General features: G+C 46.7%; 11 protein-coding genes and 1 other RNA gene. All 12 read left to right on the forward strand.

Going from position 1 to position 15,993, the window contains the following annotated elements; genetic code table 11:
* Positions 1-133 precede the first annotated feature (133 nt).
* Complete coding sequence (gene eno, locus MKZ12_RS00935; RefSeq protein ID WP_076291983.1) at positions 134-1,420, forward strand: phosphopyruvate hydratase; 1,287 nt, start codon at positions 134-136, stop codon at positions 1,418-1,420.
* A gap of 212 nt (positions 1,421-1,632) precedes the next feature.
* Positions 1,633-1,866 (forward strand): preprotein translocase subunit SecG, encoded by a 234-nt coding sequence (secG, locus tag MKZ12_RS00940; RefSeq protein WP_339239022.1) that lies wholly within the window; start codon positions 1,633-1,635, stop codon positions 1,864-1,866.
* A 559-nt stretch (positions 1,867-2,425) separates the two neighbouring features.
* On the forward strand, positions 2,426-5,218 hold the full coding sequence (rnr, locus tag MKZ12_RS00945) for a ribonuclease R (protein ID WP_339258248.1): 2,793 nt from the start codon (positions 2,426-2,428) through the stop codon (positions 5,216-5,218).
* A 259-nt stretch (positions 5,219-5,477) separates the two neighbouring features.
* Positions 5,478-5,960 carry an SsrA-binding protein SmpB gene (gene smpB, locus MKZ12_RS00950; RefSeq protein WP_062837738.1) on the forward strand — a complete coding sequence of 161 codons (483 nt, stop codon included), beginning with the start codon at positions 5,478-5,480 and terminating at the stop codon, positions 5,958-5,960.
* A 586-nt stretch (positions 5,961-6,546) separates the two neighbouring features.
* Positions 6,547-6,911: a transfer-messenger RNA gene (gene ssrA, locus MKZ12_RS00955) on the forward strand.
* An 87-nt stretch (positions 6,912-6,998) separates the two neighbouring features.
* Positions 6,999-7,130: a hypothetical protein gene (locus tag MKZ12_RS00960; RefSeq protein WP_339258250.1), complete on the forward strand. Its 132-nt coding sequence runs from the start codon at positions 6,999-7,001 to the stop codon at positions 7,128-7,130.
* Between the two features lie 597 nt (positions 7,131-7,727).
* Positions 7,728-8,654 (forward strand): metal-dependent hydrolase, encoded by a 927-nt coding sequence (locus tag MKZ12_RS00965; protein WP_339258252.1) that lies wholly within the window; start codon positions 7,728-7,730, stop codon positions 8,652-8,654.
* Positions 8,655-8,790: 136 nt separating this feature from the next.
* Positions 8,791-9,498 carry a uracil-DNA glycosylase gene (locus MKZ12_RS00970; RefSeq protein WP_339258254.1) on the forward strand — a complete coding sequence of 236 codons (708 nt, stop codon included), beginning with the start codon at positions 8,791-8,793 and terminating at the stop codon, positions 9,496-9,498.
* A gap of 106 nt (positions 9,499-9,604) precedes the next feature.
* Positions 9,605-9,967, forward strand: coding sequence for a hypothetical protein (locus MKZ12_RS00975; RefSeq protein ID WP_339258256.1), 363 nt, complete (start codon positions 9,605-9,607; stop codon positions 9,965-9,967).
* Positions 9,968-10,517: 550 nt separating this feature from the next.
* Positions 10,518-12,710 (forward strand): sensor histidine kinase, encoded by a 2,193-nt coding sequence (locus tag MKZ12_RS00980; RefSeq protein ID WP_339258258.1) that lies wholly within the window; start codon positions 10,518-10,520, stop codon positions 12,708-12,710.
* Entirely contained in the window at positions 12,701-14,479 is a 1,779-nt protein-coding gene (locus tag MKZ12_RS00985; RefSeq protein ID WP_339258260.1) for a response regulator, read from the forward strand. The genes MKZ12_RS00980 and MKZ12_RS00985 overlap by 10 nt, the downstream gene beginning before the upstream one ends.
* Before the next feature lie 196 nt (positions 14,480-14,675).
* Positions 14,676-15,989, forward strand: a complete 1,314-nt coding sequence (locus MKZ12_RS00990; RefSeq protein ID WP_339258262.1) for an extracellular solute-binding protein — start codon at positions 14,676-14,678, stop codon at positions 15,987-15,989.
* The last annotated feature ends 4 nt before the right edge of the window (positions 15,990-15,993 follow it).

A 15,993-nucleotide genomic window follows, 5' to 3' on the forward strand; every position in this document is an offset into this window, starting at 1 on the left:
TATAAAAATAAGTTCAAAGGAATCAGGGGATAACAGCGATCGGAAGATGGTACTGCGTGCGGAGTGGCCTGGTGAAACTGAACTATTCTGAACGTATTAAAAATAAATTCAAATTTAAAGGAGATTATCACAAATGACTATTATTTCTGACGTGTACGCTCGCGAAGTCCTCGACTCCCGCGGTAACCCTACAGTAGAAGTTGAAGTATACCTGGAGTCCGGCGCAATCGGACGCGCAATCGTTCCATCCGGTGCATCCACTGGTGCCCACGAAGCAGTTGAGCTTCGCGATGGCGACAAATCCCGTTACCTCGGTAAAGGCGTTCTGCAAGCTGTTAAAAACGTAAACGAAACAATCGCTCCAGAAGTTATCGGTATGGATGCATTGGATCAATTGGGTATCGACAAATTGATGATCACTTTGGATGGTACGCCAAACAAAGGTAAACTGGGTGCTAACGCAATCCTGGCTGTATCCATGGCAGTAGCTCGCGCAGCTGCTGACGCTCTGGACCTGCCATTGTACGTTTACCTGGGCGGATTCAACGCTAAAGCATTGCCAGTTCCAATGATGAACATCATCAACGGTGGTGAGCATGCAGACAACAACATTGACGTTCAAGAGTTCATGGTTCTTCCAGTTGGAGCACCAAGCTTCAAAGAAGCTCTTCGCGTAGGTGCGGAAATCTTCCACAACCTGAAATCCGTATTGAGCTCCAAAGGCTTGAACACAGCTGTAGGTGACGAAGGTGGTTTCGCACCGAACCTTGGTTCGAACGAAGAAGCAATCACTACAATCATCGAAGCGATTGAAAAAGCGGGTTACAAACCAGGTGTTGACGTATTCCTGGGTATGGACGTAGCTTCCACTGAGTTCTACAAAGATGGTAAGTACACTCTTGCTGGCGAAGGTAAATCTTACACTTCCGCTGAGTATGTTGACCTCTTGGCTTCATGGGTTGAGAAATACCCAATCATCACAATCGAAGACGGTATGTCTGAAGATGACTGGGATGGTTGGAAATTGCTCACTGAGAAATTGGGAGACAAAGTACAACTCGTTGGTGACGACTTGTTCGTAACGAACACGGAGCGTCTTGGCAGAGGTATCGAAGAAGGTATCGGTAACTCCATCCTGATCAAAGTTAACCAAATCGGTACATTGACTGAAACATTCGATGCAATCGAAATGGCTAAACGTGCAGGATACACAGCTGTAATCTCCCACCGTTCCGGTGAGTCCGAAGACAGCACAATCGCTGATATCGCTGTTGCAACAAACGCTGGTCAAATCAAAACGGGTGCTCCTTCCCGTACAGACCGTATCGCGAAGTACAACCAATTGCTCCGCATTGAGGATCAACTGGGTGAACTGGCTCAATACAATGGTCTTAAAGGATTCTACAACCTTAAAAAATAAGCTGGATATCCAGCTTTTACGGGCAAGCCGGGTAACCGGCTTGTCTTTTTTATTGATGCGGATTAATCGTATAATGTATGGAGTATGTAGATGGTCAAATTTAGGGTATTGTATGAACTGCACTACTTGTATCACAACAATAGCTATGTTACAATTAAAGTAACTGTTTTTATGGTGAGATGTTATGCCCACATGGGTAGGAGGTGGAAAGAATGGATATTGCTTTGAAATTGCTGCTCGTTGTCTTCTCGATCGGTCTAATCACTGTAGTATTGCTGCAGCACGGGAAAAGCGCTGGTTTGGCGGGTGCCATCTCCGGTGGTGCGGAACATCTTTTCGGTAAAACGAAAGCGCGCGGATTGGATCTCTTCCTGCAACGTGCAACGGTGGTACTGGGTGCAGGATTTATGATTTTGTCTATTATTGTTACGGTGTTTTCCAAGTAAAATTGGAACTGCTGGGCAATGAATAGCTTAAGCTAATCGCTTAATTGATGAACCTTCGTTTCGTGGAGAAACGGGGGTTTTTTAATAATTTTTTACGCGTCCAAACTTTACCAACAATAATCTAATCTATAGACTCCATGATTTCGGTCTTCTTCTCACTTCTGTTCGGTTTTCCTTCCTTAACATGCAACACAACCCCTATCATGTATGGATATGTCCCTCGCTTATTCGTTACGCGCGAACGCACTCCCTATAATGAATGTCATGTGTACAGAAAATTTTCGGATGTAGTCCTTTGGCAGATGCGTACAGCATGGGTATCGCATAAAATGTCTGTAGAGATACGTGAAAGCGTGATTTTAGAGGAGCGCCCGGCAACTGTGGTTTTTTTACGAGGTACGGATGGGCTGGATTGAATTCGTGTATACTAGGGTATGAGATAGTATGGGTGCGCGACTATACTCTTCCCGACAGTGATTGCATGAAAATGGTAAGAATTCCGATACATAAACAGATGAGATCCGATTACACTTTTATGTTTCCCGAGGTGAATATATTAATGATAACAGAACAACAATTGCTCGACTTCATGCGGGAGACCGCTTATAAACCGATGACTTATCAGGAGTTGGAACAGCACTTCGAGATCGAAGACGCAGCTGATTTCAAAGCCTTTTTGATTATGCTGAATACGCTGGAGGAATCCGGAAAAGTTCTGCTGACCCGCAACAATCGTTATGGCATGCCAGAGCGCATGGATTTGGTTCGCGGACGTCTACAGGCTCATGCCAAAGGATTTGCTTTCCTTATTCCTGAGGATCGAGAGCACCCGGATGTGTACATTCACGCCAATGACATGAAGAGTGCGATGAATGGTGACACGGTATTGGTTAAAGTCACGTCCCAAGGCCCTTCTGGCGGTCGCCTGGAGGGTGAGATCGTCCGTATTGTTACTCGTGCGGTGACACAAGTTGTAGGTGTGTTCCAAAGCCATGAGGTGTACGGCTTCGTTATTCCGGATGATAAACGGATTAATCGCGATATTTTCATCCCGCGTACCAATTTTGCTGGGGCGGTTGATGGACAGAAGGTTGTAGCAAAGATCGTCAGCTATCCGGAGGGCCGTGCGGCAGCCGAGGGTGAAGTGATCGAGATTCTCGGTCATAAGGATGAGCCGGGTATTGATATTTTGTCCGTTATTCGCAAGCATCAGCTGCCAGAAGCTTTCCCGGATGAAGTGGTCGAAGAAGCGGAAAAAGCACCAGACTCTATTACCGATGAAGAAATCGTTCAACAAGGTCGCCGTGATCTGCGTGGACTGAACATTGTCACGATTGATGGTGAAGATGCCAAGGATCTGGACGATGCTGTAAATGTAGAGAAACTGCCTAATGGTAATTACCGTTTGGGTGTTCACATTGCCGACGTTGGCTACTATGTACAGGAGAATTCCAAGCTGGATCAGGAAGCCTACAACCGTGGATGCAGTGTATATCTGGTGGACCGGGTTATTCCGATGTTGCCTCAGCGCCTATCCAACGGAATCTGTAGTTTGAACCCGCAGGTAGATCGCTTGACCCTGTCTTGTGAGATGGAATTCAACGATCAGATGAAAGTTGTGAAACATGACATTTTCACAAGTGTAATCAAAACCAAAGAGCGGATGACGTATTCCAACGTCCGTAAAATCCTTGAAGGTGAAGAGCCGGAATTGCTTGAGCGTTATAAGGATCTGGTGGATGATTTTCATCTGATGAAAGAGATCGCTTTGAAACTGCGGGCTATGCGTATGCGTCGTGGAGCGGTTGACTTTGATTTTGAAGAATCCAAAATCATTGTGGATGCAGAGTGCAAACCGATCGATATCGTGAAACGGGAGCGTTCGATTGCAGAGCAAATCATTGAAGAGTTCATGCTTGCAGCCAATGAGACAGTAGCAGAGCACTTCCACTGGTTGAAGGTGCCGTTTATCTATCGTGTGCATGAAGATCCAGATCAGGAAAAACTGCAAAATTTCCTCGCCTTTGCGGCGAATTTCGGACACCAGGTCAAAGGACGTGGCAATGCAATTCATCCACGGGCCCTTCAATCGTTGCTTGAGGATATCAAGGAAACAAAAGAACAAACCGTGATCAGCACGATGATGCTTCGTTCCATGAAACAGGCGAAGTATGATTCTGAAATGTCAGGTCACTTTGGCCTCGCGGCAGAATTCTATAGTCACTTCACGTCTCCAATTCGTCGTTATCCCGATCTCGTCATTCACCGGGTGATTCGCGAAGTCATTGAAAATAATGGCGCTTTGCCGGAGAACCGTCAGGAGTATTTGGCAGCACGTATGGCCGATATTGCCCAGCAGTCTTCGGAACGTGAACGTGTGGCGGTAGAAGCTGAGCGGGATACGGAGAAAATGAAGAAAGCCGAGTACATGCTCGATAAAGTAGGCGAAGAGTTCGAAGGCATGATCAGCAGTGTGACCAGCTTCGGTATGTTCATTGAACTGGAGAACACGGTTGAAGGTCTGATTCGTCTGAGCGCGCTTACGGACGACTATTACCATTTTGATGATCAGCATATGGCTCTGATTGGTGAACGGACTTCAAAAGTCTTCCGTATCGGGGATGAAGTGAAGATCCGTGTGGCACGTGTCAGCATGGAAGAGTATACGATTGATTTTGAAATGGTGGATATGAAACCTCGTGCTGAACGTCCTGGCGGCTTCGGTGGCGGACGTGGCGGCAAAGGTGGACGTCCAGGCAGCGGCGGCGGACGCGGCGGTGCCAAGGGTGGACCAGGTGGATTCAGCGGATCGCGAGGCGGCAAAGGCAGCTCAGCCAGTGCTGGAGGCAACCGTGGTGGCAGATCACCGGAAGACAGCAAAGGTGGACGTGGCGGTCGCGGCGGAGCAACGAGTGCAGGTGCGGGAGCAGGCTCATCCGGTGGATACGGAGGTAAAGGCAGCGGCAAACCGAAAGGTGAGCGTCGTGCTGGTGATGCTGGCGGATCGACGGGTCGGGGTAAAGGCGCGGTGAGCTTTGGTTTTGGCTCAGGTAAAGGCGGTTATAGCTCTACATCGGGTGGTTCGGATAGTAATTCAACTGGTGGACAAGGAAGTGGCCAAAGCAACGGCAGCGGTCGCGGTGAAGGAAGCTTTAAGTCCGGCAAGGGCGGCGGTAAAGGTGGCAAGGGCGGAAGTGGACGTAAAAACACTTCGCCGAGCGGCGTATTTATCGGAGAAGCTGCAACACCTGGTGGCACTCAGGAAGGTGGAGCACCACGACGTAAGCGGAAGAAGAGCAAAGGTGCAGCTGGTAACGGCACGGCAGCTTTTGTGCGGAAAAAGAAAAAATAAAACTAACGTAACTTGGAGAGAAGAATTACGATTCGTTCCTCCAAGTTAAGCGTTGGAGAAATAGTCACTTTCTGCGGTGTGTTGTTTCGCACTGTCTGGAAGTGGTGTAATGAGGAGGGGCGGCAGAGGTCGCCTCTTTCTTGATTTTAACAGCCGTACTTGCTACAATTAAGGTCTGGCACGTGGTACCTTGGTGCAACAATGGGTGCGCTGCTACAGAGCATGGTACCGGCTTATTTTACGGAGAAGGAGTGAGGACATGGGCAAGAATGATGGACAGAGTAAAGTGCTCGCACAGAATAAAAAGGCTTCCCATGACTACTTCATTGAAGATACGTATGAAGCGGGCATGGTGCTTACCGGAACGGAGATCAAATCTCTTCGTAACGGCCGTGCGAATATTGGTGATGCATTTGCCACGATTCGGAACGGTGAGATTCATATTCATAATATGCATATTAGTCCTTTTGAACAAGGGAACCGAAATAATCCACTTGATCCGACACGTACGCGTAAGTTGTTAATGCATAAAGTGCAGATTCACAAGCTGCTCGGGCTGTCGAAACAGGATGGGTACAGCATTGTGCCACTGAAAATCTATATCCGTAACGGTTATGCGAAGCTGTTGCTCGGACTGGGTAAAGGTAAGAAGCAGTTTGATAAGCGTGAGACTGCAGCCAAGCGGGATGCACAACGTGATATTCAACGCGCAATGCGCGAGAAGCAGAAGGTTGCACGTTAAGTGGAGCGCTGGGTGTGAAAGTTTTACTTTAGGTGCATAAGTTAGGTTTTCGTGATGGAGTTAGGAAGGTTGATGTTCGAGTTAAGGAGTCTCAAGGTTTGTCCTGTTATGGGCAAGATTGAGGCTTTTTATTTGAATTAGCGAAGGTAATAGATGAGGTTTGTTGAAATGTGCTATGAACTGAATTTTTGTGATATGTGTAAAAGAAGTAATTAGGAGCATGGAATATGGCGTAGTGATGAATCAAAATTACTCGCTCTTGCGTAGTTTGCCTGATTCGTGGGTAAAATACTTAGGTGCCGTTGATTGTGATCTGATCTGGGTAAACTTTACTTCCGAATGGTGACGCGGTATAATATGTAGACGATTGAGCCTGTGTATTGGATAATTTTGTACACGTGCTCAGCCTGCTGGAATGTCTTCCAGCAATCTGTACTATATCGGCTTGCTGCTCTATGTTATGATTACTCATGTAGCAGACAGGAATGCCGAGTTTGAAAGAAGCATCTTTTTACCTTGGAGGAAAAAGATGTGCAGCACCTTTGCTCCGTATTCACGGATTAATCCTGGAGCCCTTCTTATATGAGGGGGCGTTTATGGATTCGACGGGGATAGTTCGAGCATGGGTAGCGGGTAGTGGGGACGCGTCCGCTTCATCAACGCTAAAGCCTATTAAACGGCAAACAACAAACAAACTACGCTTTCGCAGCCTAAGAAACTGTGTGCGTGCTTCTAACCTGCATCGCCCATGTGACAGGATTAGGGGCTAACAAGTAGTGGGATACGCTGTCACATCTCCGCCTGGGGTGTGCTGAAGAAGACAATCAGGCTGACCCAACGTATAGCCGGTTACGGGGCGATACTCGGGTGACATCAAAACTGTGACTACACCCGTAGAAGCTTATGTGTCGTTATCTTCGGACAGGGGTTCGACTCCCCTCGCCTCCATTAGAGTCAAGAAACCATCAACCAGTAATCTGGTTGGTGGTTTTTTAGTTTATGATATAATAAACAGAAATTTAGATTGGGGGACTCAAGATGTTCGAAAATCGAGAACAGCTCCAAGGAATTCTAAAGAAGGCAAATCAACATGCACGGAAACAAGCTAAAGAATCAGGTGCCTCTATTTATTATATAAAGAATAACAAACGCGTTCGTGAAGATGCTTAAGGTAATAAATTCGAAATTATGTTTGATTCTACTGGGAAACGGCAGGAGTTTGAGTATCATAAGTGAAACCAAACCAGTCATGACTGTGTTTGCCGGAACCAATGGCCGTTATCTTCGAGTCAAAGGTTCGATACCTCCTCAACTCCATTAAAGTTAGCAAATCCACCAACCATTGTTCTGGTTGGTGGATTTTTATTTTATGATATAATAACCTAAATTATATAAATAGAGGAAATTGAGGTATATGTAGGTCGGGAGTAACTCCCGGAAAGTATATCAGGTACATTTAGGCTCTGAAACGTATATAGGTATCTATAGCCTGCTTTAGCTGGGCCAAATTATGATAATAGAAAATACATACGGATCATCCATTGTTATGGGGATTTTAATAGCTTGTGGATCCCACTTGTGTGGAGACTATGCTGACTTGGTACGCGAATTTAGATCTAAGAGAGTAGAGTGGATACATCCAAACGGAGACTACTCCCCGCAGAACTTTGGAAGAGGTCCGACTCTCAGGGTCTTTTATATGAAAAACTAATTTTTAACATTAAATATCATATTTTTTGATGCTAACAGAGTAAAGGAGTAGTTATTTTGGATCCATACTTATATTTGTTTTTTCATGTTCTATCACATGCTCTTCTAGGGGCGGTAATTGCATACTGCTTTTTGCCAAGGGATACATGGAAAAATCTTATGATATGTCTATGTTCGGGTGCACTGTGTGGAATAATTCCTGATATTTTTGGGGATAGAAGTGTAGCTCCTTGGTCCCATTCTATATTGTTTACACCCCTTTTAGCTTTTGGAATAGCATATTTGACAAAACTGTTCTATAAAAAAACAAGTTTCAAATTAATCTGGGGATCCTCTATTTTGTCTGTCTTGTTTGGACACTTATTTTTAGACTATATGGGACATGATTTACCAGCATTCTATCCCCTTAGCGATAAATCATATATTATGGGAGCCATTACATTGGGAGATCCCTGGATATGGTTTCCGTTAATTATTGGTCTTGGATTAAGTGTTTTTTTGAGGAACAAGCCTAAATTACCTGTAATTACTTCGATACTATTCATATTGGTATATTTAGTTTTTCGAATAATATCAAAAGAAATAATTGAGCACAAAGTTCAAGTTCAACACCCAGTTCCTGAAAAGTCATATATTATAGTGGAGCCCGATAATCATTATGAATTTCCTCTAGATCCCAGAAAATGGTTAGAGTTCAGGTTTCGAGTCATCAGTCCTCATTTCTCTAAAGGTGGTGATGCGGGTATACTGGGAGAGAAATCAGACAAACTATTCTGGTACGATTTTTATCCAGTAGCCTTTGAGATAAATTTATCAAGAGGAAAGTATGTTTCAATAAATTTACAGGATTCTAAAGTTGTGATATCTGTTACTAAGGAATGGAAAGAAGCGGGTTCTAACTTTATTCAGGGAAAGTATGATGGAAACCTTCTTACCTACAAAGAAACCACCAATGGTCAGTGGGAAGAAGTTATACCGCAATAGTTTTCTACAGTTACAGTTTCTATCCACCATCAACCAGCGGTCTGGTTGGTGTTTTTTCTGTTTATGATATAATCTTTGTGAAATAAGCTGATGCAGGCCCGATATACTCTGTAATCTCCCAAAGGAGGCAAAAAACATGAGCCAAACGCAGCAACAGATCCGTGAGTTTGTTGCAGGGATACAAGCATATGTCTCGCCCGTAAATGTGATTAATCCTTGGAGAGATTATGTGAAGGGCTATGATATCGGCCCAGAAGCGGTAAAGATTCGGTCGGAACATTTGGTCAGGTATTTTGAACCAAGAATGTGCAAGGCTCGGTACATTTTTATTGCTGAAGCGGTGGGATATCAAGGGGCGAGGTTCTCCGGCGTACCCTTGACGTCTGAGCGAATGGTTACCGGGAATCACTCGCTGGTGGATCACCAGATGATTTTTGCAGGCAAGCCGGGTGTCAGAACAAGCCTGCCCAATATTGCCAAACCTAATCGGAGTCAGGCACTGTATGGATTTGCAGAACCGACAGCGTCCATCATATGGGGCGAAGTGTTATCCAGTACAAGGTGGAAACCAACGGACTTTATATTTTGGAACATCTATCCCTTTCATCCCTATCAATCTTCTGAGAACAGGATGACGAATCGAACGCCGACTTTGGTAGAGTTGGAGGATGGTGTGAGATTCGCCAGACAGCTTATGCAACTGAATCCTGATGCTCAGATTGTGGCGATTGGCAGAAAGTCAGCAGACACGTTAAGCGCCCATCTCATTAAACATCACCATGTTCCCCATCCTGCGAATGGAAGGGCAGTACAATTCCAAAAAGCAGTAAGGTCAATAATCTAGCCCATTTGGAACTGGAGAACGTAAGGCTGACATATGCATTTCATATCGTCTAAGTGCTCGCACATAACGTAAGGCCTATCCTATAAAGATTGGTTGGTGAAGCTAAATGAGTGAAAAATACTGGCTTGTGGTGCAATATCCAATGAAGAGCGCGCAGGGGAGCAAACGAGATCATTGGTTGAAGGAAAAGGTAATGGAATATCTGGAAACCGTTCTGACCCAGGCGGAGTTGGGAGAGGTGGATGGATGTGATATGGGTAGCCGTGTAGCTGATCCGAAGGAATATGTAATGAACATTTTCTGTGTGGTAACGGATGAAGATCGGAGCATAGCGCTAATTAAAAAAGTGCTGAGGGAGAGCCGCCTGGATTACACCCGCATCCAAATCGCTACGATGCCATATGGGACAGAAGGAAGCTACACGCTGAAATATGCCTCCAAAAAAGGCGTTACCGAATTCTTGCTTTGATCACGATTCGCTGTTTCTTACCATAACGAACGGTACTTCTCTTGTCCGAGGGCAGTTTGCCTCCGAAAATTTATACGAGAAAATGATGATAGGACTCCCCAAACTTAACCACTCGATCAACACACGCCCCATAGTAAGATTTGTGCATGCTCGTACATATCGTAATTCTGCTCAAAAGTATGCACATTTCAAGGTAGATATTCATCAGCGTCTCTTAATATTCAGATCTTCCGCGTCCCCCGCATCACTCTCCATCCAGCACAAACCACAACTTATTATCTGTACCTCCAAAGGTTTATAAAGCAGTGCTCCTTGGGTTTCAAGTCAGGGCCCCCCATACCCGAAGTATTCACAACCATCTGCTCCCCTAATCCTCATTCTACTTCACGCAGTCATACCATCCCCAAGCGATAAAAAGAATTGAGCCTCCTCCATACACCGTCCTATAATATACAATTGTATACAATCCAAGAGAGTGGTGGATAACACAACCGGTCATCCGATCCAAACCGTTAAACCCATCACACTTCGGAACCAAAGGAGGGTCAGAGTGAAAAACAGAGCAAAGGATGCAACAACAGATGCAGGAGCAACAACAGAAGGTGATGCAACAATTGAAGTGGAAGTAACAGCAACAGCATCAGATGTCGAGACCAATGCAGAAGCAAACGAAAATACGAAAGCAAACACAAGAGCAAACACAAGAGCAAACACAAGAGCAAACCCCAGTGCAATGAAGAAGAAGTGGACTCCCCGTTTCAAAGAGTTCATTCAACGCATGCCCAAGACGTTGGCTTTTAAAATCCCGTTTGCCTACTTTGTCATTATTCTGCTAACGGTGGCGTTCAGTGCGTTGGTGTTGAATCGAATCTCGGAAAATGACGCACAGCGAAAGATTAATGAAGCATCACTGCAGACAATCACATCCATTGAGACCAATGTTAATCTGATGATCGGGAACGTGAACAATTATTCGAAGATGATTTTCTCTGATCCCAACTTGCAGAACCTGCTGCGGCAGGGCAATGTGTACTCCAATTTACAGACACAGTCCAAGGTCAGCGCGTATTTGACCAATCTCATGCAAGCGGTTCCAATTATTGATTCAGTCTATATTTATGATAATTCGGGTCACCGATTCTCTGTCGGTACACAGGAGTGGCCCACGTTTATGGAAGCGAATGTGAAGGAAGCGCCGTGGTACGAACAGGCTTTGAAGCACAACGGACGATATCTTCTCAGGCTGAATGGTGGCAACAACGATAGCGGAGTCTCGGCGACGGGGGAGAATAATGGGCAAGAGGTGGTCTCATTTATTCGCCTCATTCGCGATTTGGATGATACGTCTCCACTTGGCTTTCTGGTCATGAACATCAAGGGGGCATCCATCGCGCAAGCCTACGCCAACCTGTCTGCACCGGATTCATTTCAGGTGGCCATTCTGGATGAGCATCAGCGGGTGATCGCAACCAACGCAACCGATGGGAAGAAGGGCGTGCCTGCGGTATCCGACGCATTCATGTCTGCGGCTTCTGGACAGGAAGGCATGCACGAGATGTTAGAGGCCAATCAGGCCAAGTTAAAACAAACATTTCAAGAGCAGCCCTCCGGCTTCATCACCTTGCAATCGGGTGGTCAGGAATATGCGGTGACCTATCGTTCGGCTGGTGATGATCAATGGAAATTCATCAGCATGAGTCCATACCGGGCTACCGATACCCGTAATAAATCCATGGTGCTGCTCGCATTGATCCTACTGGCGGTGAATGGAACTGTCTTTTTTGTAAGTTCATTCATCATCTCGCGCAGTGTCATCAAGCCGATTCACAAGCTGCTCCGTGCCATGCAGAAAGCGCCCAGTGGCAACTTCCGTAAAGTGACGGTTGAGCTGAACAGCTACGAGTTCGAACAGCTATATGGAGGATACAACCAGATGATTGAGCAGATTGACCAGATGCTGAAACGAATCATTCAGGAGCAGCAGACGATCCGCCGTGCAGAGCTGAATACACTTCAGGCGCAGATCAAGCCGCATTTTTTATATAACACACTGGATTCCATCACCTCCCTGGCCATGTCGGGCATGAACGATAAGGTATGTGAGCTGTTAGAAGCGCTCGGAAGTTACTATCGACTGAGTGTCAGCAAAGGCCGTGAACTGATTACACTGCACGAGGAGGTTGAGATTGTACGCAATTATCTGACGATCCAGCAGGTACGCTACCCCGGTGTATTTGAGGTGCAGTACGATATCGATTCAGACTGTGAGCGGGTGATGATTCCCAAGCTCGTGCTCCAGCCGCTGGTGGAAAATTCACTGTATCATGGCATTCGCCCCAAAGGCAGCCCAGGCAAGATAAGCATTCAAGCACGTCGATTCAAGGAAGGGGTACTTCTAACGATTACTGATGACGGAGTTGGCATGTCCGAGGAAGAGATACAGCAGGTTCAACGCAAAGAAATAAACCGTTCTAACCGTTTTGACTCAACGAACTCAATTAACTCAATTAACTCACAGAACTCAATTAGCTCAACGAACTCATCTATCTCCTCTAGTTCATCTAATCCTTCTAATCCTACCTATAACTCTAAACAAAATCCAAGCTTTGGCTTATGGGGCACGATGGAGCGACTTCGTATTTTCTACGAAAGAGAGGATGGACTCAAGCTGGAGAGCGAGGTTGGAAAAGGAACCACCATTATGATAACGATCCCGAAGGGAGCCGATGAATCATGGAAATAACTGTGGAACCGTTAAAGGTATTGATTGTGGATGACGAGTACCTCATCCGGAATCTGCTGCGCATGCGTATCGATTGGGAGCAGCAAGGTATGACCATTATTGGCGAGGCCTCCGATGCCGCGGAGGCTTTGGATCAGGTGGAGCTGTTGCGTCCAGACATCGTCTTCACGGACATATACATGCCAAAGATGGACGGCATTGAACTGAGCCGTATCCTCATGGAGCGTTACCCGAGCCTGAAAATCGTGGTTGTGACGGGACATGATGAATTTGAGTATGCTCGTCAGAGTGTGAAGCTGGGCATATCCGATTTTATTTTGAAACCCATTCGTGCTTCTGAGTTATTACAGGTTACGGCGAAGCTGCGAACGGCGATCGAACAGGAGGTCGGACGTGAGTACGAGCTGATGAAGTTGCGGGAGGAGATGGAGCAGAGCTTGCCTTATCTCAGGGAGAGGTTTGTGAATCAATGGTTAAGTCATGTGGTGCCTGAGGATGAACTACAGGAGAAGGCGCGATTCTTCGGCATTCCTATCTCGTCTGGTGAACCGGGATTACGCATCGCAGTAATAGAGGTGGAGGTTGCTGTACCGCAAGCGAAGATAGCTGCACCAGAGGTTTATCCACATCTACCCGACATATCTCATCAAGTTCATGAAGCTCATCAAGCCCGTCAACCGCACCAACTCAGCCAAGTTCAAGGAGAGCCCCAACACGATCAAACCCATTTAAGCCAGCATCAGACAGAAGCCCATCCACAACCCGCTGAGGAAATACATATTCTGCTGCGAATGGTAGGCATGAAGCAGGTGCAGGCTTTTTATGCGCAGGATTCACAAACCGTTATTGTCATGGACCCGCATAACCGAGTCGTTGTGCTCTCGCTTGGTGCGGATACGGAATTTGCCAATCAGGTACAGCAGCTTCAGGAAGAACTTCAACAGACGCTTAAGCTCGAAGGGTGCGAAGTGGATGTGACTGTAGGGATTGGGCAATGGCAATCAAGATGGGGAAAGGCTTGTGTGGGCTACCGGGAAGCTTGTCGTGCAATCGATTATCAAGCGTTTGTGGGGAAAAATCAGGTCATTTGCTTCGAAGATCTGGTCATCGAAGGCGGAAAAAATCCCTACCACTCGGATGCTCAACTGCTCCAACAACTGCAATTTTACGTCAGTGTTGGTGCGCGGGAAGAAGCGGTATTATTGCTGGAGCGAATGCTGTCTGTGCCATTCTCGGACGTTTCACAGTTTCGGATGGCAGCCTTGGATGTGGTTACGGAGTGCCAGCGTGCTGCCATAGAGCAGCAGCTTGAGGGAGAGCATGCATTGAACAAGGAGGCCGTTGCGGCCATTTTTACAGCAAATCATCTGCCCGAACTAAAAAGTATGCTAGAGCAGCATGTCCGCACCATATCGGATGTCATACAAGCCAAGCGACAGGCCAATGAAGGCAATCTGATCGACCGGGTGAAGGCTTATCTTGAAGAGAACATGGGCAATGCGGAAGTGGGTCTTTCCAGCACCGCGGCTGCTTTTTACGTAAGCTCGGGCCATCTGGGGCGGCTGATGAAAAAAGAAACCGGGCAGACATTTGTGGAATATCTCACCCAACTCCGCATGAAGAAGGCTGAACTGCTGCTGAAACAGACGGATCTGAAAGGATATGAGATTGGGGAGCTGGTAGGCATCCCGGACCCACACTATTTCAGCGTCTTGTTCAAAAAACATATCGGCCGATCCATGAATGAATATCGAAATGTAAAAACCTGAAAAATGAGAATGTAGTCGGGCGTGTTGGGGAGTGTGGGGAGTGCGGCGAAGGTCTGAGTGTAAACCCGCTTCGGTTGTAATTCCACATATGTTCGAAAATTACAAATCGATGCCTGTTTTCTAAATGGAGAACAACGCACAGTTTGCCTAAAATATGGGCTAGAACCAACGAAAACACATAGGGAGGTCTGTAGATATGAAAGCGCTATTAAAAAAATCAGCAAGTCTAATTCTGACGTTGGGCATTGTAAGTAGTCTGGCGGCATGTTCATCTGGCTCGTCCGGCGGCGCACAGGGGGAAAGTAACGGCAAGATCAAGCTGACGCTATGGGATCAATCGGTCGGCAATACCGATCCTTCAGCCAAGCTGCTGCCCGAGATTGTGGAGAAATGGAATAGCGAGCATCCAGACATTCAGGTTGAACGTACGGGCACCACAGGAGAACAGTACAAAACCAAAGTCAAAACATCGATTGCAGCTGGTGAAGCGCCGGACCTGTTCTATGGCATGGGAGGCGGCAGCTTCATGCAGCCGTACATCAAATCCGGTAATGTACTGGAAATCTCAAGTTACCTGACGGACGATATTAAAGAACGGATGGGCCCGGGTATGGCTGAGGCAATCAATATGGACGGCAAAATCTACACGTTGCCCGTGTACACTCATATCGCCAACCTTTACGTGAACACGGAATTGTTCGAGCAGGCGGGTGCCAAGATTCCGACCACCTATAACGAACTGCTGGATGCAATCGAAAAGCTGAAAGCGGCAGGAATTACTCCGGCTGTGATTGGGGAAAAAGACCGCTGGCCGGGCATGTACTGGTACGACATTATTGCGATGCGCCAGGCAGGCAATGCTGCGGTGATGGAAGCTTTTAAAGATCCGTCAAAGTGGGATTCACCCGACTTTGTTGCCGCCGCGACCAAAATGCAGCAGCTTGCGCAAGCAGGAGCATTCAACAGCAGCATGTTCAGCATGAGCTATGACGAGATGCTTGGGGCTTTCAATGCAGGTAACGGGGCGATGATGTTCCAGGCCAACTGGGTGAATGCAGGAATTGAGGATCCGTCCTCCGCAGTCAAAGGCAAAGTGAAAGTGATTCCGTTCCCGGTGTTTGAGGATGGAAAAGGCACAAATACCGAAATCTTCGGCGGAGCTGTCGATGGTTTCTACATCAATCAGAATACCAAACATCCGAAAGAAGCCGTGGAATTCCTCATGTATCTGAGCGAACAGCTCGGTACGCAAGGTTTCCTGGCCGGAGCCGGTCTGCCAAGCTGGAAAACAGATGCACTCGACACGTCCAGTCTGTCCTCCCTGGATCTGTCTGCGGCAGACATTATGAAAACGGCGACCTCATTCATCGCGTGGTGGGATAACATTCTGCCGGCTGAGTCTGCCGAAGCGCACAAAAACCTGATTGCCCAGCTGCTTGCCGGCGATATAACACCTGAGGAGTTCTGCAAACAAATGGCACAGCTCAAACCAACAGAACTAAGTCTGTAGGTTA

Source organism: Paenibacillus sp. FSL R5-0713 (assembly GCF_037973325.1).
Classification (GTDB): Bacteria; Bacillota; Bacilli; order Paenibacillales; family Paenibacillaceae; genus Paenibacillus.

What these genes read in the sequence shown, in the direction of transcription:
- eno (WP_076291983.1), top strand. Translation starts at nt 134, where the DNA reads ATGACTATTATTTCTGACGTGTACGCTCGCGAAGTCCTCGACTCCCGC.
- secG (WP_339239022.1), top strand. Translation starts at nt 1,633, where the DNA reads ATGGATATTGCTTTGAAATTGCTGCTCGTTGTCTTCTCGATCGGTCTA.
- rnr (WP_339258248.1), top strand. Translation starts at nt 2,426, where the DNA reads ATGATAACAGAACAACAATTGCTCGACTTCATGCGGGAGACCGCTTAT.
- smpB (WP_062837738.1), top strand. Translation starts at nt 5,478, where the DNA reads ATGGGCAAGAATGATGGACAGAGTAAAGTGCTCGCACAGAATAAAAAG.
- MKZ12_RS00960 (WP_339258250.1), top strand. Translation starts at nt 6,999, where the DNA reads ATGTTCGAAAATCGAGAACAGCTCCAAGGAATTCTAAAGAAGGCAAAT.
- MKZ12_RS00970 (WP_339258254.1), top strand. Translation starts at nt 8,791, where the DNA reads ATGAGCCAAACGCAGCAACAGATCCGTGAGTTTGTTGCAGGGATACAA.
- MKZ12_RS00975 (WP_339258256.1), top strand. Translation starts at nt 9,605, where the DNA reads ATGAGTGAAAAATACTGGCTTGTGGTGCAATATCCAATGAAGAGCGCG.
- MKZ12_RS00985 (WP_339258260.1), top strand. Translation starts at nt 12,701, where the DNA reads ATGGAAATAACTGTGGAACCGTTAAAGGTATTGATTGTGGATGACGAG.
- MKZ12_RS00990 (WP_339258262.1), top strand. Translation starts at nt 14,676, where the DNA reads ATGAAAGCGCTATTAAAAAAATCAGCAAGTCTAATTCTGACGTTGGGC.